Raw genomic sequence first — 19890 nt, forward strand, 5'->3', positions numbered from 1 at the left:
ATTAACAAAAATATACTCTACTATGCTATTATTCCAAAAATCGGTCGCTTTAGGTTAAAATAGCATACATATATGAAAATATGGTGGTAGCTGGGCGTGCTGTATTGCCGTAATTTAGTAGTGGTTAAATAAAATAGTAAAACTCATCAATATTAGGTTATGAAAAAGTTCTTAAAAATCGGAATCGCTGCAGCATTGCTCCTAAGTACTGCAAGTGTATTCGCTAACGATGGCGATTTAAAATTAAAAGTTAAAGGAGAAAAAGAAAAGTTCATCCGTTTTTCTATCGATAAAGCGAACGATGTGAATTTATCTTTAGTAGCGAGCGACAATGAAGTAGTATTTCAGGAGCAAATCCACGCAGATGCTGCAACCAGCAGAGTGTATGATTTGAATGCGCTTCCTGATGGAAATTATTTCTTAAAACTTGAATCTGACAGTACACTAACTGAATATAAAGTGGCAATTAAAGATGGTGAAACCATTGTGTCTGACCCTTCTGTTAGAGAAACCTTCAAACCGGTTTTAAAAAGAGTTGGCGATGAAATTGTTCTTGAAGTTGAAAATAAAAACCAAGAACCGATTGAAGTTCAAATCTATAATGAATACAACGATGGCATGTACACAGATGTATTCAAAAACAAATCTAAATTCACCAAGAAATTTAACGTTAGTCAAACTGATGCAGAATCTTTAACTTTTATTGTTAAAGTGGCAAAACAACGTTACGTTAAAACCATTTCATTACGTTAGAATATCCTTATAGCTAATTGATAGTGGGAGATGATCGAAAGATGATCTCCTTTTTTATTGGAAGGAGAGTCTGGGAAGTTGGGAGACCAGAGTCGGAAATCAGGAGTTTAATCTTGAGTTTAAATGTTGAAGAACGAAGTTTGGAATTGCAGATTATTGACATAAACCCATCTGTTATCCAAAATCCAACTATTCGTTTCCGATACCTCTATATTTTTCCAATTAATCATTTGATTTTAAGAAATATATTACTACATTTGCAGCCCGATTTAACTCGGAATTAAATAATTAAAACAATTAAATAACAATGAATCAGTACGAAACTGTGATCGTTCTAACCCCGTTGTTGTCAGAAGATGCAGCTAAAGAAGCATTAGCTAAATTTACAAGCATCATTACTGAGAGCGGAGCCGAAATTATCCAAGAAGATAATTGGGGTTTGAGAAAATTAGCGTATCCGATTGCTAAAAAAACAAACGGATTTTTCAGCTTAACTGAATACAAATCTTCAGGAGAGGTGATAGCAAAATTAGAGCTTGAATTAAAACGCGACGAGCGTGTTTTACGTTTTTTAACTGTTAGGTTAGATAAACATGCTGTTGCTTACAATGAGAAAAAGCGTAGCGGTGCATTTAACAAAAAAACTAAGGAGGTTGCTGCGTAATGGCTAGAGAACAAATTCAATACGTAACTGCCCCTAAAGTAGAGGATAACCGTAAAAAATATTGCCGTTTCAAGAAAAATGGCATTAAATACATTGATTACAAGGATGCAAACTTCTTGTTGAAATTCATCAACGAACAAGGTAAACTTTTACCACGCCGTTTAACCGGTACTTCTTTGAAATTCCAACGTAAAGTGGCTCAAGCGGTAAAACGTGCCCGTCACATTGGTTTGTTACCATTTGTTACTGACCAATTAAAATAGGAGGCTGCTGATATGGAAATTATTTTAAAACAAGATATTAAAGGCCTTGGTGAAAAAGATGATGTAGTTACTGTAAAGCCAGGTTATGGCCGTAACTATTTAATCCCTCAAGGATTCGCAGCTTTGGCTACTATTTCTGCAAAGAAAGTATTGGCTGAAAACTTAAAGCAAGCTGCTTTTAAACAAGATAAAATTAAGAAAGATGCTGAAGGCGTTGCTGCTCGTTTGACTGATGTTAAATTGACTATCGGTGCTAAAGCTGGCGAAAGCGGTAAAATCTTCGGAGCGGTTAACACCATCCAGATTGCTGAAGCATTAAAAGCTCAAGGCTTTGATGTTGACCGTCGTCGGATCACTTTCGAAACTGAACCTAAATTTGTTGGCGAATATGTTGCTAACTTAAACTTACACAAAGAAGTGAAAGTTCAGGTTCCTTTCGAGGTTGTTGCTGAATAAGCACTTCTTAAATAAAATAAAAAAGTCCGTTTTGATATCAAAACGGACTTTTTTTTGCCTTTGTTTTTTATTTGGACGTAAATACATCCATAATCTTCATCACCTCAATTGCATCCTCTGCGCTACATGGATTTTCTAACCGTTCGCCACGAAAGTATCGGTTTACTTCTTCAATCATTGCCTGCTCTACATGCGGAATATTATCAAAAGTTATTTCTGTACTTTCTCCTTCAACATTCATCTTGAAATCATAACCGAAAGCAGAGAAAGTGATTTTTCCTTTACTTCCGTAAATTTCAATCACATCTACAGTATCTCGCTTGTCTACTCCGAAACTCCAAAGGCCGTTAAACAAAATATCCTGCTCAAAAATCAATGTGCCGGCAACCAAATCATCAACTGCGTTTATTTTACGCTGATTAAGCGCATTACCTTTTACCGATTTTGGATAACCAAAAAAATAGATCAACAGATCGAGCTGATGTGGTGCCAAATCATGAAACAATCCGCCACCGGAAATCTCCGGATCTAATCTCCAGTTGGTTTCGCTTTGCGCAACCAACTGAGGTGCAAGAGGCTGAAAAAAACGCAAGTTAACGAACAACACCTGCCCTATTTTTTGCTCTTCCAAACTTTGTTTGATGTAAAGGTATTTTGGCTGAAACCTTCGGTAATGCGCTACGGTAAGTTTTGTTCCTGATTTTTGGGATGCGGAGAGCATCCGCCTAGCCCCTTCCGCATTCAATGCCATTGGTTTTTCTACATACACTGGTTTTCCCGCTGCTAACGAAGCTACAGCGTATTCTTCATGAGAAGCTGGCGGAGTAGCGATATAAACCGCCTGAACTTCCTGATCCTGTATCAATTCATTTGCAACCGTATAATAACGATCTATGCAATGACGTTTGGCATAATCTGCAGCTTTCTCTTCATCCCTTCGCATTACTGCAAGCAAGTATGAATGTTCAACTTTGTTAAATGCCGGACCGCTTTTCACTTCAGTCACATCTCCGCAACCAATAATTCCCCAGTTTAATTTTTCCATTGCTCTCGGTAAATTAGCTTGGCTTAAGCCTTAGTTTTAGTTGGGCGAACTTCAATTTTACTTGGCAAAGTTCTGGCTGGCATAGCCAATAAATCTACAACAATTTGCCCCATATCTTCGGGTTGAATCTTCCACGAATCTTTTTCGGCATCTGGCTCGTGGTCATTAAAATGTGAAGCTACGGAACCCGGCATAATGGTACTCACACGCACATCCTGATCGCGCAGATCCAACATCACCGATTGCGTAAAACCGGTTAATCCAAACTTGCTGGCGTTATAAGCAGAGCCACCAGCAAAGAAATTTGTGCCGGCCAGACTTGAAATGGTAATAATAGCGCCTTTGTGTTCTTTAATTTGTGCTAAAGCAGATTTTATACTGTAAAAAACGCCGGTTAGATTGGTGTCGATAATATTGTGCCACATCTCAGGTTCCATTTCATCAATAGAGGCGAAACCACCTACACCTGCATTTGCAATAAGCACATCTAACCTGCCCCATTTTTTCACTATAGCTTCTACAGCCGTTTTTTGTGCTTCGAAATCACGCACATCTACTTCCAAAGCAAGAACATCGTCTGTTGAGCCAAGTTTCGCGGAAGCTTGTTGAGCACTGTCCAGATTTCTGCTCGTGATCGCAACGGAATATCCATTTTTTAATAAGACCTGAGCAATTCCATAACCGATTCCTTTATTTCCTCCTGTAATCAAGGCAACTTTTTTCATATTCTTTTATTTAACCTAACGTATAAGGGAGGAAGATGTTTAAATAATTTATGGGTAAAAATAAAGATCAGGTTTGATACTTTGATCACTTTGTCTGAGTGATATGCAATAAAAAATCCGAAAATCAGGATCACAGATTGCGCAGAAATTTTATATCAAAACGCACTTGGAAAAATCATTAAAAGACTTTTACTGTGGCTAAAAAGTCTTGGAAGATTATGAATATGATGTTAGCAAAACATTCATCAGGAGATCATGAGTCGCTCCGTAACGGCTAGTCTGGGCGCAGTTAATTAATGATGAAATAGAAAGCCGGATTAGCGCTAACTATCCGGCTTTGTATCCTACCTATTGTTTTCTAAACCCCGGCCTATCTTATGTTGTAGCTCATCAATACGTTTAGACGCCTCTGATTTGGTCAAGCCTTCTTTGAATTCCTCACCTGCCTCATCCGATAGTGTCTTAAGGTAGGAGCTTTGCGCTCCGGTCATCGGCTCACCGCCAGTTGTCCAATCGTCAGGATTTTTTTCCGTATTGTCGCCTGGTAAACCCATGTTCGGTATTTGATTTTTATGCTGTCCGTTGTTCATAATATTAAGAATTATTGTTAATCGTTAACATCACGCAGCGGCGCATGGTTTTTGGAAACCATAAGAAAATCTATTTAACCATTACGAAGAATCGTTTTACTTCAATGAAGATCGATGGTGTATTTTATATCTCCTCTCTCACAGTCCATCGAAAACAGCGTATTATGAGCCGGGGATGTTCAAACACTAGTTTTGTTTTCAAAGTTTTCCTTATTATTGCGCTCTCGATGAGTTTACCTTCAGATAAATCATTCAATATACAAATAATGTTTATGATGCATATACTCAGATCATCCTTGCTGGGTGGACTATTATTAATTTCTGTTACTTCTTTTGCCCAGAAGCATTTTACGCCCGAATGGAGCAAGGGAATTGTGTGGTACCAGATTTTTCCAGAACGCTTTAACAATGGCGATCCTACAAATGATCCCAAGGTATAAGACCAAGACGGAGCTTACCCATTTGATACCACATCCCCTTTTCAAATCCATCCCTGGACGAGCGACTGGTACGAGTTGCAACCTTACGAGCAACAAAATGGTAAGGATATTTACTACAACCTGCAACGTAGACGTTATGGCGGAGACTTACAGGGCGTTATCGATAAACTGGATTACATTAAGTCTCTAGGGATTGATGCCATTTACATGACCCCTATTTTGCCTACCGGTCGGTGTCTTCACCGATCGGTTTTAACATAGCGATTACGTCGGTCGGTGAGGACACCAACCGATAGACTTTCGAAACTTCATTTATATGCGTATTATCTATCCATTCATCTACCGGTTGGTGTCTTCACCGACCGGGTTTTACCATAGTGACTGTCTCAGGTGATGATAACACCAACCGATAGACTTTCGAAACTTCATTTATATTCGAGTTATCTATCCATTTTTACCATAGTGACTGTCTCAGTTGATAATAACACCAACGGATAGACTTTCGAAACTTCATTTATATTCGCGTCCATTTACCTACCGGTTGGTGTCCTCACCGACCGGGTTTTACCATAGTGACTGTCTCAGTTGATGATAACAACAACCGATAGACTTTCGAAACTTCATTTATATTCGAGTTATCTATCCATTTACCTACCGGTCGGTGTCCTCACCGACCGGTTTTAACATAGCGATTACGTCGGTCGGTGAGGACACCAACCGATAAAGAAATTAACCGATAGACTTTCGAAACTCCATTTATGTGCGTATTATCTATCCATTCGCCCACTGGTTGGTGTCCTCACCGACCGGTTTTACTATAGTGACTGTTTCAGTTGATGAGGACACCAAACGATAAAGAATTTTTCCTTCTCCTTACAAATATCCTTTTTTGCTACCTTTGCATCATGACCAAAAAACGTTCTGCAAAACCAAAAAAAGCCAGAAATCCACTTCTTCAAAAAATCATTGATATAACATCCAAAGTGTTTCTGTATTTTTTGTTGGTTTCGGTACTCTGGGTTATCGCTCTGCGTTTTATTAACCCGCCTATAACCTTACTTATGGTATTGCGTAATATTGAGCGCAAAGCAGATGGAAAATCGTTCAAAACGGAAAAGAAGTGGGTAAAGTTTGATGACATTTCAAATAACATGAAAAGGGCAGCTGTTTCTGCAGAAGATCAGCTTTTTTTGAAACATATTGGTTTTGATTTTAAAGCTATTGAAAAAGCCTTTGCGGCAAATGCTAAGAACAAAAAAAAGGTCAAAGGCGGAAGCACAATTTCTCAACAAACGGCTAAAAATGTTTTTTTATGGCCGGGTCGTTCCTGGATCAGAAAAGGTTTTGAAGCCTATTTTACTTTGCTGATTGAAATTTTCTGGAGCAAAGAACGGATTTTAGAGGTATACCTAAATGTAATTGAAATGGGTGATGGCATTTACGGAGCCGAAGCCGCAGCGCAAGAATATTATGGAAAATCTTGTACCAAACTAACCAAAAGGCAAGCGGCTTTAATTGCATCGTGCTTTCCAAATCCACGCAGATGGACGCCAAAAAACGCAACACCTTATATCCGTCACAGACAATATCTTATTCTTAAAAACATGAACCGCTTAGGCCCGCTGGATTTTTAAGCTAAAAAATTCCGTGGTCTTTATTCCATCTGATTTTCACGCCACCTTTTCCGTCGTCTACGGCTTTTAGATGCAAAACAACGCCTTTCATCCGGTCTGCGGCTTTTTCGCGCGCACTCTTGCCTTTGTCTTTTTCCGGGTTTCTTAGAGGAATATCCATTGCAATGTCCGTTCCATTAGTAATTCCATATGTGCCCTGAACATCGAAATTAAGCGCACTGGAATTAACCTTTAAAGGTAAAATATCTACTTTATCACCTTTAATCAACAAAGTTCCATTCAAGTTATCGAGCTGAATATTGGATAAATCTCTGTTGGCAAAAGCATATTTCTGCACCACTTCCATTGGCTGAAATTTAACCAATGCTGCTTTGCGCAGACTAAAATTCACCTTACCACGCATAGACCGCGGAAGCATTTTACCACTCTGACTTACACTGCCGGTTAAATTACTTGTTGACGATAAGTAACCGGTCAAGTTTTTACTGGTGATAGAGGTTTGTCCAAAATTGTCAAAGGCGTAGAAGAAATCTTTGATATTTACATTATTTACGACGGCATTTATGTTAAAATTATTGGATTTACCCACCTGTTTTACCAAACCATTTAATGAAAGTGTTCCTCCAGCATGATTCAAGGCTATTTTATCTAAATGAATACCATCTTGTGCCAATCCGATATTGGCCACCAGGTTTCTTGCCTGAAATTTATTATACACAGCACGGTCTACTTTTAACAACATCTGTACGCGTGCAGCGTCAATTACTGTTTTCATTTGCGTAGAAATCTCCTTAACAGAATTGCCAGGTTTACCTCTTACATTTTTGGCTTGTTTACGTTCATTTAAAAGCGGCATTAGCTCGCTCAATTGAAGATAAGGACTATACAATTCCAGCTTAGCATTAATCAATTCCGGATCAGTATAATAGAAATTCAGAAAATTCTTAACATATAAATCCATATCCAAAGAACTTTTGCCCAGTTGAAAATGCCCTTTAGTAATCCTTAAATCCCTATCGTCAAAGTTTAAATCCAGCGCGCTGTTTTCCAAATGGATATTGTTTGGTAAATAAGTAATATCGGCATTGGTAACTTTAATACTGCCTTTTAAACGTGGCTTCGAAAATTGGAAATTATCAATATCTGCCTGGCAATAAAGTTTTAAATCGGCATTGCCGGATTTGAAATTAAATGCCTCGCCACCAATAGATGTATTTAAATTATCTAGCGGAAAAACCGCAGTAACCAAACCCGTTGCGATTGGCCTGGCCAGGTTGGTTACCATAAAACTATCACACCGAATAGGTGCATTGTAATAATTGGCCTTTAGGTTTTTGAATTTAATGATGGTATTTTCGTCCCCAATTGGCCGGTTTAAAGTGTCTTTATTGGTGAAAGAGCCATCAAAATCACAATTCTTGAGCTGTCCGGATGGAATGGTTACCGTATTGTTGCGCACAGTTACAGCAACGTTTATAGAAGGATCTGAATGTGCTCCGCCCTTTCCGTCATCAACAATTCTACCGGTTACAGCAATTGGATTATCAATTTTAAAACGCAAAAGCTTTGAAGAAATATTGGGCGCCAGCAAACCTGCAACATGGCTATACAGTACTTTTGGCACATCAATATCTATAGCAAAGGATGTTTGTTTTGCGCCAGTATTAATTTGCGCGCCAATAAAATAGCTATCGCCACCAATATTTAATTTTTCTTTACTTATGGTTACAATTTTGTTATTGTCGTTGTAGTTAAATTTCAAAGTACCACTAAGGGTTTTATCTTTCAGAAAACTTCCTCTGCGAGTGTTAAAAGCAAAACTTTTAATAAGCGTATTAATTTTCACCTCGCCTTCCCAACCGCCAAATGGGTAATCAATTTTGCCCTGAAGGTTTTTAACATCAAATTCAAAACGTTTGAAGCGCTGCTGATTATCGACCACCAACCGAACATTATTCATGTTTATGCGTTTAATTTCTGGCGCACTACTGCCTTCTTTATCTTTTTCTGGCGCTGGTTTTGGTTTATTGGTTTTAAATATGCTGGTGTTGCTGTATCCGGTAGAATCTGTATACAAATAGAGACTGGCATCATTTACAGTGATGCGATTGATGCGCGTAGTGCCGAAAAGCAGGTAAAAAATATTAAGTGCAACATCGATATCGCCCGCTTTAAGCAAATCGTGTTTGTGCTGTGCGTAAAGACTATCTTTAAGAGAAACCTGTTTTAAAGAAACCGAAATGCCGGGAAAAGCTTTAAGCAGAGAAGGCTCCATGCGGCCAATTTCGGCCTTTCCATTTAAGTTATTGTTTAAAGCAAGTAAAACCTTATCCAGTACCTCTTTTTTATTCCGGCTGATGTACAATGATCCGCCTACCCAGATCACAATTAATAATCCGAAAAGAGTAGCTAAAATGCTCAGAGAGATTTTGATCCAACGCGCCATAAATTTTGATTGGTATATTTATAGCAATATAAATGGTTTCTGTGGCTTTTTGTTTGAGTGCTTAGAAAATAAATCACAGGATTAGAACATTTCAAATGCAAACCGGTTGCCGCCAAAAGGTATACGCTAATATGTAGGAAAAACCGTAGCGTGCCAGCTATCGCGAAAGGGTACTTCCCATTTGCTTTCTAATTCTGCAAGGGTTTGCACCATATTATTGAAAACGATTGTATCTGGCGTAATTTGTTTAATATTTACCAGGGTTTCAAAATCTTCTTTTCCATTAACCACCACTTCGCCATTTACGCGATAAGCTAAATTAAAACGGTTAAAAAGATCAACGTTATATTCTTGTTCAATTTCTTTTATAATCCGAACAGAACTATCGATAGAACATCCTGTTACATTTGCCTGAGTTTCATCTACCGTTAAAATAATGAAAAAGCCGTAACGAATTTCTGCCGAAGCCAGCAATTCGTTTCCGTGCGCTTTCCATTGACTGGTAAACCCTTCAAGTTTCTTTAATATTACCGTTTCTTCGCTCTGCGAAAATTTACGGTCGCTTTGGTAGATCCAAACACGCGATTGTGGAGAAAAACTCATGGTACAAATTTATCAATTTAATTATTTTGCTTCGTTTTAAACGTCATCCGCATGAAAAAGTTTACATTACGCTTGAAAACTACATGGATTATAGGCCTTAGCTTATTTCAGTGCGCTTTTTCAGATCCAGACAACAACGAGCAATATATTAATTTTCTACAAAAGACCTTTGTCGATCATTATGATCTGAATCAGGAACGTAAGCAAATTAAAAGTTTTGAGCTTAATATTACCAACAATGGCTTTTGCCGGTACAAGCGTTATTTTATTAACGGTAAAACTGAATATTTCGCATTTAAAATTTCGAAATTTAAAGATCTCGATTATTCAGGAACAAACCTTTCGGGCAAATTATGTATCCGAACCAAGAGTGATGACATTATTGTGCAAACCTATAAGGATAAGGGCGGCGATGTAGACTCTATGACGACCAACTTTAGCATTCCGATGAAAAACTTAGAAGCAGAAGATTTGATAGAAATACGCGATAAGTTTAGCAGAATCAACGTTCAGCCACAATAGTTTCAACAAGCCGAAAATGAATTTATTCCACAACGATCCTAAAAATCTAAATCTTTTGCCCCAAGATGGCGAAGTATATTACTACGGAAAAATCTTATCATCGGCAAAAGCGGATGAATATTACGTGCGCCTAATGGAAAATATTGCCTGGCAAAATGACGAAGCCTTTATTATGGGCAAGCACATTATTACCAAACGAAAAGTGGCTTGGTATGGCGATAAAGCATTTGAATATACGTATTCTAATGCATCTAAATCCGCACATGTATGGACTGAAGAACTATTGGCTTTGAAGAAATTGTGCGAAATCCATTCGGGAAAAACATTTAATTCCTGCTTATTGAATTTATACCATAATGGCGATGAAGGTATGGCTTACCACAGCGATGATGAAAAATCGCTATTAAAAAACGGCGCCGTAGCTTCATTAAGCTTTGGCGCCGAAAGGAAATTCTTATTTAAACACAAACAAACTAAAATTACCATTTCAACATTTCTGGAACATGGCAGTTTGCTTATGATGGAAGGTGAAACGCAACAGAACTGGTTGCACCGCTTGCCGCCTACAAAAAAAGTAAATCGGCCACGGATTAACCTCACCTTCCGTACAATGGTTTAATGTTATTGTTTAAACTCGCTAATGTCTACAATGCGGTCGTCATCTGCACCTTTTTTCAAAAATTCTGTGCCCTTTGCATTTTTAGACCAAACGTAATTGCTTTGAATTTCACTGTTTAAATCAGTTGAATGCAAAACTTTCGCCGGAACGGCCAAAACAGAAGATTCTCCTGTACGGTAATTGGTTTGGTAAAAAGCTTTATCGGTTACAAATAAAAGCGTCGTTTTATCGCTAGAATACATGAAAAATTTACCTTGTATACGTTCTGCATCATTCTCTCTGGTCAATGGATACAATTTTCCGTTAACTACATTAATTACATAATCGTTGTTGATTAACAAGTAAGTTACTGTTAGGTCTTCAATTCCTTTGGTAAATTTCCGATCGTCTTTTCCGTTAGATGCTTTGTTAATATTTATCGCTTCAACAGATCCATTTTTTAGGCTGAAAATGTAAAGTGGAGAGAGAACACCCATTTGATCGTCTACCTGGGCGAGTATGGCTGTTTTTTGAGAATTGATGTAACGCGCTTTGCTAAATTTGGATAGTGGTGTTTTCTGCGCGCCTTCTACAGACAATACGGTATCTTTAAAAGCAATAGCAAAGCGATCGGCATCAGCGGTTTCGCCTGAATCGGTTTTTAAAATGGATAAAATAGCTGTTTTTGAGCCCGTAGATTCATCAAAAAATTCTCCTTTGTTTAGTGCTCTGGGCGAAAGGGTTTTACTCTCTTTAGTTTTGGTACAGGCAAAAACGCTAAGGGAAATAAAGGCGATAAAGAGTAGATTTCTCATGTTTCGATGTGATTATTTTTCGCCTAATTTACGATCTTAGTTTTAAACTTATGTGCAGCGTGGACGAGTTTTATGAAACAATACATCGATTTGTTACAGTCAATATCCTCCAAAGTCAAGCACTAAATTTTGAACCTGCACTTTCGTAAATTGCTCAGATGAACATATTAATTGAAACACCGCGGCTTTTAATCCGCCAATTGGAATTAGCAGATGCACCAGGCATGTTTGAAATGGATTCAAATCCAAGTGTTCAAAAATATTTGGGTATGCAACCTGTTCGTAGTATTGAAGAAAGCATTAAAAGCATCCAGTTTATACGCCAACAATATCTGGATTACGGTGTTGGCAGATGGGCTGTTATTGAAAAAGAAACCGACAATTTTATTGGCTGGTCTGGTTTCAAATGGATTACAGATTTAACCAACGGACACCGCAATTATCCCGATCTCGGTTATCGTTTTCTTGAACGTGCATGGGGGAAAGGTTATGCCAGTGAAGCCGCGATTGCAGCTGTAGATTACGGTTTCAAAACACTTGCTTATCCAGAAATTTTCGGCATTGCCGATGTAGAAAATCTCAGCTCAGTTCGTATCCTTGAAAAGGTAGGACTCAGAAAGTTATCCATTTTTGACTACAACGGCCGACCGCATCATTGGTTAAAGGTTGAAAACAAACTGGCCAATTCCGATTATAAATTTTAATTTCGCCGCATAAACCTACAAAACATGGAAACAAAAGACAGTAACGGCAATATTTTAAACGAAGGAGATGCGGTAACGGTAATCAAAACTTTAAAAGTAAAAGGAATGGCAGCAGATATTAAACAAGGTACCGCTGTAAAAAATATTCGCTTAACAGATGACCCGAAAGCAATAGAAGGTAAAGTTAATGGAACAGTGTTGGTGCTGAAAACAGAATTTCTAAAGAAAAAAAATTAAGCCTTTTCTGCCCTATTCTATGTATGGATGAAGTTAATTCACTTGCATAGATGGATTTGGATTAATTTTTGTACCACAGACACTTAACTTACCAACCCATATCTAACAATGAAAAATCTTATTCTTTTTAGTTTCCTGATTGTCTTATTTAGTGCATGCAGCAACAAATTTTCGGCAGATAGCTTGCAAAATACGAAGTGGCAGCTTACAAAATTGCCAGGTTTAGCACTACCGGCAAACGGACAGGCAACTCTTAATTTTAGCGATAGTTTACGCATAAGCGGAAAATCATTCTGCAACAACTTTGGCGGACAAGCAGAAATATCTGGCAAGAACGTTTCATTGAAAAATATTTTTGGCACCAAAATGTTTTGCCAGGAAACCGATGCGGCGGAGCGTGCTTACCTTCAAGCAATCAATCAGGTTAATCAAGCAAAAATTGATAACGGAAAGCTTTACCTTATGCACGGAGAGCAAACACTTTTAGTGTTCAATAAATTGAATTAAACCCTATCAGACATTGTCGGTTTAAAAAACCAGTTCTGATTTTAAGTCACCAGATGGCAAGATCAATCTTTAAAAACCTTAAGTTCTTTTTTATAACAGGAAGAAAAGCGTTTATTCTTTTTCAGAAAAATGATCCGCTGCGTTTGGCGGGTGCAACTGCATTTTTCACAAACTTCGCACTTCCGCCTATTTTATTGATTCTAATCTGGCTTTTCGGGATGTTTACTGACAGAAGAACATTTATTACCAATTTATTTGGCCGATTATCTAGCTTATTGGATAGCGATAGTATTGAACAAATCAGAAGTACACTCAGAAATATCCGCCGTATTGATCAGGCCTGGTATGTAACGCTGTTGAGCTTTGTTTTTTTTCTTTTTGTAGCAACAACACTTTTTAATGTAATTAAAAATTCTTTAGAACAGATCTGGAATATTGGTCAGAAAAACAAAAAAGGAATAGTAAGTACTTTACGCTCACGCGGCATTTCAGTTACCATAATTGTACTGGCGGGCATATTATTTTTTATCGGCATACTGGCCGATAGTGCGCAAGCCTACATTGGCAGTTATTTAAAAACCAGCTCGCCATCTTTTAGCTTAATCCTGAGTTCAATTTTAAACCAGCTGGTATTCGTCATCATTGTTACGACCTGGTTTACCATACTTTTCAGGTATTTAACAAACGGAAGGCCAACCTGGCGCGTTGCCATTTCCGGCGGTTTATTAACCGGTTGCTTATTCACTATCGGAAAATATCTTTTGAGAATTTTATTGCCATTAAGCAACATCAGCAATATTTACGGATCAGCAGGTTCAATAATTGTGATCATGCTTTTTGTATTTTATTCTTCGTTAATTTTCTACTTCGGCGCTTCATTTATTAAAGCGTTAAGTGTACAAAGTCGCACGCCTATAGTTCCTAAAAACGGATCATTTGCATATGAATTGACAGAAGTAGAAATGGATTGATTACATTAGCAAGACCTTACTTTACATAAACAACAATAGATCTTCCCTCAAAAAGTTCAGCTGAGACGAATTTATCCGCTTTAGATTTGATATAATCTATGCATGGTTTTGTATCAGGCTTGTCCGTATTGTCCAGAAAAATTATTGTTCCACTGTGGAAATTCGGTTCTAAGCATTCAAATACCGGAAGATAAAGTTGTTTTGCGCCATCTAAAAACAAAAAATCAACTGGTTGATCAACGGCTTTTAGTGTTTCCAGCGCATCGCCCTTCAATAATTTTACATAATCTGTTAAACCTGCTTCATTGATATTATTTAACGCTGGTGCCCATTTTGAACTTTCCATTTCTGTCGTGGTTACCACACCGCCATTGTCTTTTGCTGCTGCCGCGAGATAAATGGTAGACACTCCAAAAGAGCAACCAAATTCTATAATATTCCGGGCATTTTTAAGCGTAGCCAACCAATACAAAAACTCGCCTTGCATTGGTGAAACGGCCATAAATCGAGTTGAATTATCTTCAATTACAGCGCCTGGCTTAGATTGTTCATTTGCTTTTTCATGTAAAGTAATAAGCGTAGCAACTAATTTAGGTTGTGATAAAGTATTCATCGTGTTTAATTACTGAGTGATTTTATTAAGTTCTTTTCGCTAGTACTATCCGATTGCTTTTGTACATTCATTAGAATTTCTACTAAGAATAAGAACCATAACCTACTAACGTTTGGACAAAGCGATAAGTGTAGTTCTGACCAAATCAATCAAAAATGTGGCAATAAAAAAAGGCGATTGATACAGGAGAAGCCCAATCAATCGCCAAAGAAATAAAACTTATTTTACAGATCAATATTTCCGTTTAGTTTAATCGAATCACTTGATGGGCCGACCATAATTTGATAGGTTCCTTTTTCAAGCGACCAATTTCTGCTGGTATCGAAAATCATTAAATCTGCATTGCTTACCGTAAAAACAATATGCTTATTTTCACCCGATTTAATATTCAGCCTTTGAAAAGCTTTAAGTTCCTGAACCGGAAGCACGATGCTTGAATTTTTATGTGCAATGTATAATTGCGGAACTTCATCGCCAGAAAGATTTCCGGTATTTTTTACATCGAACGTTACCTGGATTCCGTTACGCGCATGGGCAACATTTAAGTTGCTATACTCAAATTGCGTGTAACTTAAACCATAGCCAAAACTATAAAGCGGTTTGCTATCGCCTTCTACATAATCTCGTCTGGCCGGGCGCGTGGCATTGTAATACACAGGCAACTGTCCGACAGATTTTGGAAAAGAAACCGGCAGTCTGCCCGCAGGATTGTAATCTCCAAATAAGACATCGGCAATGGCTGTGCCGCCTTCCTGGCCAGGATACCATGCATTAATTATACCGTCTATATTGTCTTTTGCGTAATTCAAATTAAGCGGACGACCCATAATCAAAACCAATACCACAGGTTTTCCTGTCGCCTTAAGCGCCTGCAAAAGTTTAAGCTGATCGCCCATTAAATCCAAAGTAGACCGATCAAAACCTTCACCACTTTCCATATCGCTCACTTTGCCCGCAGTTTTACTGATGCTGGCTGCACCCGATGATTCATAAGCGGTTTTAAAATCACGTGCACTAGATCCTCCAAGTACCACAACTGTAGCGTCAGATTGTTGTGCAAGCGCAACGGCCTCGGCAATTTTACTTTCAGAAGTATCTCTGATAGAACAGCCTTTCACATATTTCACGTCGACACTTTTGTCCAACTTATTCTGAATACCTTTCAATACCGTAATCACATTATCTTCGCTTTGCGGAGCCGTATAATCACCTAACTGATTATACATCTCGGCAGCATTCGGACCAATTACGGCCAGCTTTCTTAAACTCTTGCTTAGGGGTAAAATATTGTGATCATTCTTCAGCAAAACGATTGATTCTCGTGCAACATCTGCAGCAAGTTTGACTTTCTCTGCACTCCGAACCATCTTTCTTGCCTTTGCCGCATCTACAAACGGATTTTCAAAAAGTCCCATTTGAAACTTCAGCCGAAGTACACGGCTCACGGCGGTATCCAATACATTTTTGGAAACCAGGCCATCATTTACTGCTTTAATCAAAGCTTTTCCATATCCATAACCACTAAGATCCGCATCCAGACCAGCATTTATTGCCAATGCGGCAGCATGTTCAGCATCTTCTGCAACATGATGGCTGTTTACCAATCCGGAGATGCTGCCCAAATCAGATACAGAAAAGCCTTTAAATTTCCACTGGTTGATTAATAGATCTTTCAGTAAATACGCATTTGAGCTGCATGGAATTCCATCAATTGAATTATAAGCAGTCATAACCGAAAGTACACCTGCATCTACCGCGGCTTTAAATGGAGGATAATAATATTGATTTAAACTGCGTTCGCCCACAGAAATGCTTCCTCCGTTATGTCCGCCTTCAGGAGCGCCATAAGCCATAAAATGTTTTAAAGTTGCAATCACCTTTCCTTGCTCCTCCAAGCCGTTGCCCTGCATTCCTTTTACCATGGCTACACCCATTCTGGATGTTAAGAAAGGATCTTCTCCATAAGTTTCTTCCACTCTTGACCATCGAGGTTCTCTGGCCAAATCCAATACTGGTCCGTAGCCAATCTGGCCACCTTGCAAACGGGTTTCTTCAGCAATAGCCGAAGCCATTTTTTGGATCAATTGTGGATTCCAGGTACTCGCCTGCCCAATTGATGTCGGGAAAACCGTAGTACCGATAGCCATATGTCCATGCGGACATTCTTCTGCCAAAAACAACGGTATACCCAATCGCGTATTTTCCACTGCATATTTTTGAAGTGCATTTGTTGCTTTTGCTGCCAACGTAGGATTTAATCCGTTTGCTAAAGTTTTCTTTGTCCACGGATCTGCACGTAGCGTTGCCCAAAGCATTCCGGCAAATTGTTCTTGCTCTAAAGTTTTAAAAGCCTGACTTACCTGAACCGAGTTTCCCTGTTTTTCGTACATTTCCCAACCTAAAAAAGTTGAAACCTGTCCTACTTTTTCAGCAACGCTCATTCTGGAAAGCAGATCTTTTACACGACTTTCTACCGGTGCTTTAGCATTTTTATACGTAGCGTTTTTAAGATTTTCTTGAGCAAAGCCAAAACTGGCGGTGCAGCAAATTATGGTGGTTAAGTAGTATAGTTTTTTCATCATTAATTTAAGTCCAGGCTTTGCGCAAAAAGCGTAGCCAATTTCCATGCATTAGATTTTCCATGTCGTTTAGTGTATATCCACGTTTTTGAAACAAAAGTGGCACTTTATCCAGGTCGGCAATGGTTTCCAAATCATAAGGACATTGCTCTCTACCGAAAGCGCCATCTAAATCTGATCCGATACCAACATGCAGCGCATTACCTGCAAGCTGGCAAATGTGGTCGATGTGATCAATCATCACTTCCAAATTACAATTCATTGATCTGGGATCAGAAATTCCTCGTTTCCAATCCGGAACCATCATCCAGGCATCCAAAGCTGCACCAATTACAGCGCCGCGATTAATCAGTTCTTTGATTTGCTCATCACTGTATTGCCTGTTGTGGTTAACCAGCGCGCGGCAATTGTTATGGGATGCCCAGATGTTTCCATTAAAATGGTCTAGCGCATCCCAGAAACTATCATCACACAAATGTGTTGCATCTAAAATAATATTTAGTCTTTCCATTTCTGCCAGCAAACGGTAACCATCAGGTCCCATTTTGCCTGTTGCGTCTGTACCTTGCGCATATCTTCCGGGGCCGTAATGTGCAGGGCCAATTGCGCGCAAACCGCTTTTGTAAGCGCGTTCTACATAATCAACAGACACTAAAGAATCTGCGCCTTCTAAACTTAAAATATAACCAATGGGTTTACGATCAGATGTATTGATATTCCAATTTTTCAAATGCTTTTCCAAACCTGCTAAATCGCGGATCTGATTCATTTCACCAGCATTTTCCATCGCCTGGTACCAGGCAAGTTGACCTTGCGTTTGTGCCCAGGCTTGCTCTGGCGAATGCCATCCCGGAAGGTGATTATCTGAAGCGACGTACCGCGCAATCTGTGTAGCCACAACTAATCCAATATTTCCTTTTCTTAATTCAGGAAGTGAAACCGTTGCTTTTGCGCGGTCTGGTTTATCCAGCAAACCTTGCTCGCGATTATTAATTTCCTGCAATGGCCGCGTCAAATCGCGGTTCCATTCCAGTGCATTCATACTTAAATCCAGATGGGCATCTATAACGAACATATTTAATATTTAAATCGTAATTTTTCTTTTTCTGGCGATAATTGGCCAAATTTCAATATCTGTTTCGGGTTGAATAGCATAAGCAAATTCATGCAGAGCAACGGTTGGACATACGTGAAAAGGGATTCCATACAATACGTCGCCAACTTTATACGAATGATTTTCCTTTGCCTCTAAGGTTAAATGTTCTTCGCTTTGCCCTAATGGAAGAAGTTCTGGCGCATTTAAAAATGAGACGCGCTTACTTAGGATGTTTTCTGCTGCAACAGCCTTATGGCCAAGATCGGTACAGATTACGTTTTTTTCTGGTAAGGAAATAATCCGGGAAACGATCAAAGCTGCAGGCAAAAATTCCTGTTCTTTAAACGCAGCTTGATAACCTTTATCCCAAAGGATAAAAGTACCCGGGCTACACACAAAATCTGTAGTTGCAGCATACATCGGGAAAGTTGGAGTACCGCCTGCTATCACAGTTATTTCCTGATTTAGTTCATTTTGAAGCGTAGTTTGCAAATCTGTTAAACTGGCAATTATTGGCTTTACTTTTTCTCCCCGCTGCGCGAAATCTTCATCGTGAATATGTCCATCATATGCATGTAAACCCAGCAATTTTAGCCTGTCAGTTTCAGAAATCATTGTGGCAAGTTCTGACACTTTCGTCGGAATAATTCCGGTACGGTTCATGCCAACATTTACATCAATATACACGTGAAATTCTATACTGTAATCCGTCGCGACATCAGCCAGTTCTCCAGCACTGAAGGCATTATCAACAAGACAGCTGAACCGCGTTTGCGGATATTTTTCCTGTAATTGAGCAAAACGTAGCAGATTTGGACCAACGGGCTGATAAGCCAGCAGAACATCTTCTGCTGCAGACTCACCTAGCATTTCTGCCTCGGCAATTGTTGCGCATTTGAAATGTGTAATGCCATGCGCAATCATCAATCCGGAAACCTCTAAACACTTGTGTGTTTTTACATGAGGCCGCAAACGCTTCAAATCTGGTAACATCGCTTTTAGCACTTTGATATTGGAGATCATTCGATCGACATAAAAAACTAAGCCCGGCGACTCAATTTCACCTACATTTGGAATGGTGTACCACTGCATTTTTTTATTTATTGTACAAACCCGAAAATGATTCGGGTTTGCAGAGATGAATCAAAAGAGTTAGTACAATTCTAGCAAAGCTTCAATTTCTACAGGAATATTATCTGGCAATGAACCGAAACCAACTGCACTTCTAACACCAATACCATTTTCCTCGCCCCAAACCTGCGCAAACAACTCGCTACAACCGTTGATAATAAACGGATGTTTTTCAAAATCAGGCGTACAATTTACCATACCCAATACCTTTATTACCCTTTTAACTTTATTCAGGCTACCCAAATTTGTTTTAATGGTAGAAAGCATAGTTAATCCCACTTGTCTTGCAGCAAGTTTACCTTCATCCTGGTTTATATCGGAACCAATACGTCCAATAATCAGACTTTTATCATCCTGTACTGGTCCGTGACCGCTTAGATATAAATATTTTCCGTCAATCAGATAAGGTTTGTAAACGCCCAGCGGAGCTGGTGCTGGTGGTAAATTCAAACCTAATTTTTCGAAACGTTCGTCTGCTGTTAAATTGTTCATTTTATG

24 protein-coding genes are annotated in these 19890 nt (G+C 38.8%); 13 read left to right on the top strand and 11 right to left on the bottom strand.

All coding sequences use genetic code 11. The features are described from left to right. Nucleotides 1-159: 159 nt before the first annotated feature. The 4 genes from ACJVDH_RS14490 to rplI all read left to right on the top strand — a co-directional run bounded on the left by ACJVDH_RS14490 (nt 160) and on the right by rplI (nt 2136). A complete protein-coding gene (locus ACJVDH_RS14490) occupies nt 160-753 on the top strand; it encodes a hypothetical protein (RefSeq protein ID WP_443944115.1) in 594 nt (197 codons plus the stop codon). A gap of 307 nt (nt 754-1060) precedes the next feature. Further along, nucleotides 1061-1417 (top strand): 30S ribosomal protein S6, encoded by a 357-nt coding sequence (gene rpsF, locus ACJVDH_RS14495; protein ID WP_443944116.1) that lies wholly within the window; start codon nt 1061-1063, stop codon nt 1415-1417. Further along, the gene (rpsR, locus tag ACJVDH_RS14500) at nt 1417-1680 is read left to right on the top strand and encodes a 30S ribosomal protein S18 (protein WP_443944117.1); all 264 of its coding nucleotides are present in this window, start codon (nt 1417-1419) and stop codon (nt 1678-1680) included. Before rpsF ends, rpsR begins: the two co-directional genes overlap by 1 nt. A 12-nt stretch (nt 1681-1692) precedes the next feature. Further along, nucleotides 1693-2136 (top strand): 50S ribosomal protein L9, encoded by a 444-nt coding sequence (gene rplI / locus ACJVDH_RS14505; protein ID WP_443944118.1) that lies wholly within the window; start codon nt 1693-1695, stop codon nt 2134-2136. 67 nt (nt 2137-2203) lie between these two features. Here rplI and ACJVDH_RS14510 read toward each other — a convergent pair whose 3' ends face one another. The 3 genes from ACJVDH_RS14510 to ACJVDH_RS14520 all read right to left on the bottom strand — a co-directional run bounded on the left by ACJVDH_RS14510 (nt 2204) and on the right by ACJVDH_RS14520 (nt 4496). Then, on the bottom strand, nt 2204-3181 hold the full coding sequence (locus tag ACJVDH_RS14510; protein ID WP_443944119.1) for a Gfo/Idh/MocA family protein: 978 nt from the start codon (nt 3179-3181) through the stop codon (nt 2204-2206). A 23-nt stretch (nt 3182-3204) separates the two neighbouring features. After that, nucleotides 3205-3906, bottom strand: a complete 702-nt coding sequence (locus ACJVDH_RS14515) for an SDR family oxidoreductase (RefSeq protein WP_443944120.1) — start codon at nt 3904-3906, stop codon at nt 3205-3207. A 344-nt stretch (nt 3907-4250) separates the two neighbouring features. Then, nucleotides 4251-4496, bottom strand: a complete 246-nt coding sequence (locus ACJVDH_RS14520) for a DUF3072 domain-containing protein (protein WP_443944121.1) — start codon at nt 4494-4496, stop codon at nt 4251-4253. Nucleotides 4497-4768: 272 nt separating this feature from the next. Between ACJVDH_RS14520 and ACJVDH_RS14525 the strand changes: the two genes are divergently transcribed. The 3 genes from ACJVDH_RS14525 (at nt 4769) to mtgA (ending at nt 6570) form a co-directional block, all read left to right on the top strand. Next, nucleotides 4769-4936, top strand: coding sequence for a hypothetical protein (locus ACJVDH_RS14525; protein ID WP_443944122.1), 168 nt, complete (start codon nt 4769-4771; stop codon nt 4934-4936). A 75-nt stretch (nt 4937-5011) separates the two neighbouring features. After that, nucleotides 5012-5197, top strand: a complete 186-nt coding sequence (locus ACJVDH_RS14530; RefSeq protein WP_443944123.1) for an alpha-amylase family glycosyl hydrolase — start codon at nt 5012-5014, stop codon at nt 5195-5197. A gap of 644 nt (nt 5198-5841) precedes the next feature. Beyond that, nucleotides 5842-6570 (top strand): monofunctional biosynthetic peptidoglycan transglycosylase, encoded by a 729-nt coding sequence (gene mtgA / locus ACJVDH_RS14535; RefSeq protein ID WP_443944124.1) that lies wholly within the window; start codon nt 5842-5844, stop codon nt 6568-6570. Nucleotide 6571: 1 nt separating this feature from the next. Here the strand turns inward: mtgA and ACJVDH_RS14540 are convergent, their stop codons facing one another. Next, complete coding sequence (locus ACJVDH_RS14540) at nt 6572-9016, bottom strand: AsmA family protein (protein WP_443944125.1); 2445 nt, start codon at nt 9014-9016, stop codon at nt 6572-6574. A gap of 126 nt (nt 9017-9142) precedes the next feature. Further along, nucleotides 9143-9619: an ABC transporter ATPase gene (locus ACJVDH_RS14545; protein ID WP_443944126.1), complete on the bottom strand. Its 477-nt coding sequence runs from the start codon at nt 9617-9619 to the stop codon at nt 9143-9145. Nucleotides 9620-9670: 51 nt separating this feature from the next. Here ACJVDH_RS14545 and ACJVDH_RS14550 point away from each other — a divergent pair, with 51 nt between their 5' ends. Together ACJVDH_RS14550 and ACJVDH_RS14555 are read left to right on the top strand one after the other, a co-directional pair. Beyond that, entirely contained in the window at nt 9671-10141 is a 471-nt protein-coding gene (locus tag ACJVDH_RS14550) for a hypothetical protein (RefSeq protein WP_443944127.1), read from the top strand. Between the two features lie 16 nt (nt 10142-10157). Beyond that, nucleotides 10158-10760, top strand: coding sequence for an alpha-ketoglutarate-dependent dioxygenase AlkB family protein (locus ACJVDH_RS14555; protein ID WP_443944128.1), 603 nt, complete (start codon nt 10158-10160; stop codon nt 10758-10760). 2 nt (nt 10761-10762) lie between these two features. Here the strand turns inward: ACJVDH_RS14555 and ACJVDH_RS14560 are convergent, their stop codons facing one another. Then, complete coding sequence (locus ACJVDH_RS14560) at nt 10763-11554, bottom strand: hypothetical protein (RefSeq protein WP_443944129.1); 792 nt, start codon at nt 11552-11554, stop codon at nt 10763-10765. 158 nt (nt 11555-11712) lie between these two features. On the opposite strand from ACJVDH_RS14560, the gene ACJVDH_RS14565 reads away from it, so the two are divergent. From ACJVDH_RS14565 to ACJVDH_RS14580, 4 genes are all read left to right on the top strand, one after another. Continuing rightward, complete coding sequence (locus ACJVDH_RS14565; protein WP_443944130.1) at nt 11713-12258, top strand: GNAT family N-acetyltransferase; 546 nt, start codon at nt 11713-11715, stop codon at nt 12256-12258. A gap of 24 nt (nt 12259-12282) precedes the next feature. Further along, nucleotides 12283-12495: an alkylphosphonate utilization protein gene (locus tag ACJVDH_RS14570; protein ID WP_443944131.1), complete on the top strand. Its 213-nt coding sequence runs from the start codon at nt 12283-12285 to the stop codon at nt 12493-12495. A gap of 108 nt (nt 12496-12603) precedes the next feature. Further along, the gene (locus ACJVDH_RS14575) at nt 12604-13002 is read left to right on the top strand and encodes an META domain-containing protein (RefSeq protein WP_443944132.1); all 399 of its coding nucleotides are present in this window, start codon (nt 12604-12606) and stop codon (nt 13000-13002) included. A gap of 53 nt (nt 13003-13055) precedes the next feature. Next, a complete protein-coding gene (locus ACJVDH_RS14580) occupies nt 13056-13973 on the top strand; it encodes a YihY/virulence factor BrkB family protein (RefSeq protein ID WP_443944133.1) in 918 nt (305 codons plus the stop codon). Between the two features lie 16 nt (nt 13974-13989). Here the strand turns inward: ACJVDH_RS14580 and ACJVDH_RS14585 are convergent, their stop codons facing one another. From ACJVDH_RS14585 to ACJVDH_RS14605, 5 genes are all read right to left on the bottom strand, one after another. After that, entirely contained in the window at nt 13990-14586 is a 597-nt protein-coding gene (locus ACJVDH_RS14585) for an O-methyltransferase (RefSeq protein WP_443944134.1), read from the bottom strand. Between the two features lie 224 nt (nt 14587-14810). Further along, nucleotides 14811-17168 carry a glycoside hydrolase family 3 N-terminal domain-containing protein gene (locus ACJVDH_RS14590; RefSeq protein ID WP_443944135.1) on the bottom strand — a complete coding sequence of 786 codons (2358 nt, stop codon included), beginning with the start codon at nt 17166-17168 and terminating at the stop codon, nt 14811-14813. A 4-nt stretch (nt 17169-17172) separates the two neighbouring features. Then, on the bottom strand, nt 17173-18240 hold the full coding sequence (locus ACJVDH_RS14595) for a dipeptidase (protein ID WP_443944136.1): 1068 nt from the start codon (nt 18238-18240) through the stop codon (nt 17173-17175). A 9-nt stretch (nt 18241-18249) separates the two neighbouring features. Next, nucleotides 18250-19353, bottom strand: coding sequence for a D-TA family PLP-dependent enzyme (locus ACJVDH_RS14600; protein ID WP_443944137.1), 1104 nt, complete (start codon nt 19351-19353; stop codon nt 18250-18252). 60 nt (nt 19354-19413) lie between these two features. Then, nucleotides 19414-19884, bottom strand: coding sequence for a RidA family protein (locus tag ACJVDH_RS14605; protein WP_443944138.1), 471 nt, complete (start codon nt 19882-19884; stop codon nt 19414-19416). Between the last annotated feature and the right edge of the window lie 6 nt (nt 19885-19890).

It is taken from the genome of Pedobacter terrestris (assembly GCF_052343045.1).
In the GTDB taxonomy this organism is placed as follows: domain Bacteria; phylum Bacteroidota; class Bacteroidia; order Sphingobacteriales; family Sphingobacteriaceae; genus Pedobacter.

What these genes read in the sequence shown, in the direction of transcription:
- ACJVDH_RS14580 (WP_443944133.1), top strand. Translation starts at nt 13,056, where the DNA reads ATGGCAAGATCAATCTTTAAAAACCTTAAGTTCTTTTTTATAACAGGA.
- ACJVDH_RS14525 (WP_443944122.1), top strand. Translation starts at nt 4,769, where the DNA reads ATGATGCATATACTCAGATCATCCTTGCTGGGTGGACTATTATTAATT.
- ACJVDH_RS14515 (WP_443944120.1), bottom strand. Translation starts at nt 3,906, where the DNA reads ATGAAAAAAGTTGCCTTGATTACAGGAGGAAATAAAGGAATCGGTTAT.
- ACJVDH_RS14550 (WP_443944127.1), top strand. Translation starts at nt 9,671, where the DNA reads ATGAAAAAGTTTACATTACGCTTGAAAACTACATGGATTATAGGCCTT.
- ACJVDH_RS14595 (WP_443944136.1), bottom strand. Translation starts at nt 18,240, where the DNA reads ATGTTCGTTATAGATGCCCATCTGGATTTAAGTATGAATGCACTGGAA.
- ACJVDH_RS14565 (WP_443944130.1), top strand. Translation starts at nt 11,713, where the DNA reads ATGAACATATTAATTGAAACACCGCGGCTTTTAATCCGCCAATTGGAA.
- ACJVDH_RS14585 (WP_443944134.1), bottom strand. Translation starts at nt 14,586, where the DNA reads ATGAATACTTTATCACAACCTAAATTAGTTGCTACGCTTATTACTTTA.
- ACJVDH_RS14520 (WP_443944121.1), bottom strand. Translation starts at nt 4,496, where the DNA reads ATGAACAACGGACAGCATAAAAATCAAATACCGAACATGGGTTTACCA.
- ACJVDH_RS14590 (WP_443944135.1), bottom strand. Translation starts at nt 17,168, where the DNA reads ATGATGAAAAAACTATACTACTTAACCACCATAATTTGCTGCACCGCC.
- ACJVDH_RS14555 (WP_443944128.1), top strand. Translation starts at nt 10,158, where the DNA reads ATGAATTTATTCCACAACGATCCTAAAAATCTAAATCTTTTGCCCCAA.
- ACJVDH_RS14560 (WP_443944129.1), bottom strand. Translation starts at nt 11,554, where the DNA reads ATGAGAAATCTACTCTTTATCGCCTTTATTTCCCTTAGCGTTTTTGCC.
- ACJVDH_RS14510 (WP_443944119.1), bottom strand. Translation starts at nt 3,181, where the DNA reads ATGGAAAAATTAAACTGGGGAATTATTGGTTGCGGAGATGTGACTGAA.
- ACJVDH_RS14605 (WP_443944138.1), bottom strand. Translation starts at nt 19,884, where the DNA reads ATGAACAATTTAACAGCAGACGAACGTTTCGAAAAATTAGGTTTGAAT.
- mtgA (WP_443944124.1), top strand. Translation starts at nt 5,842, where the DNA reads ATGACCAAAAAACGTTCTGCAAAACCAAAAAAAGCCAGAAATCCACTT.
- ACJVDH_RS14600 (WP_443944137.1), bottom strand. Translation starts at nt 19,353, where the DNA reads ATGCAGTGGTACACCATTCCAAATGTAGGTGAAATTGAGTCGCCGGGC.
- ACJVDH_RS14570 (WP_443944131.1), top strand. Translation starts at nt 12,283, where the DNA reads ATGGAAACAAAAGACAGTAACGGCAATATTTTAAACGAAGGAGATGCG.
- rpsR (WP_443944117.1), top strand. Translation starts at nt 1,417, where the DNA reads ATGGCTAGAGAACAAATTCAATACGTAACTGCCCCTAAAGTAGAGGAT.
- ACJVDH_RS14490 (WP_443944115.1), top strand. Translation starts at nt 160, where the DNA reads ATGAAAAAGTTCTTAAAAATCGGAATCGCTGCAGCATTGCTCCTAAGT.
- rpsF (WP_443944116.1), top strand. Translation starts at nt 1,061, where the DNA reads ATGAATCAGTACGAAACTGTGATCGTTCTAACCCCGTTGTTGTCAGAA.
- ACJVDH_RS14575 (WP_443944132.1), top strand. Translation starts at nt 12,604, where the DNA reads ATGAAAAATCTTATTCTTTTTAGTTTCCTGATTGTCTTATTTAGTGCA.
- rplI (WP_443944118.1), top strand. Translation starts at nt 1,693, where the DNA reads ATGGAAATTATTTTAAAACAAGATATTAAAGGCCTTGGTGAAAAAGAT.
- ACJVDH_RS14540 (WP_443944125.1), bottom strand. Translation starts at nt 9,016, where the DNA reads ATGGCGCGTTGGATCAAAATCTCTCTGAGCATTTTAGCTACTCTTTTC.
- ACJVDH_RS14545 (WP_443944126.1), bottom strand. Translation starts at nt 9,619, where the DNA reads ATGAGTTTTTCTCCACAATCGCGTGTTTGGATCTACCAAAGCGACCGT.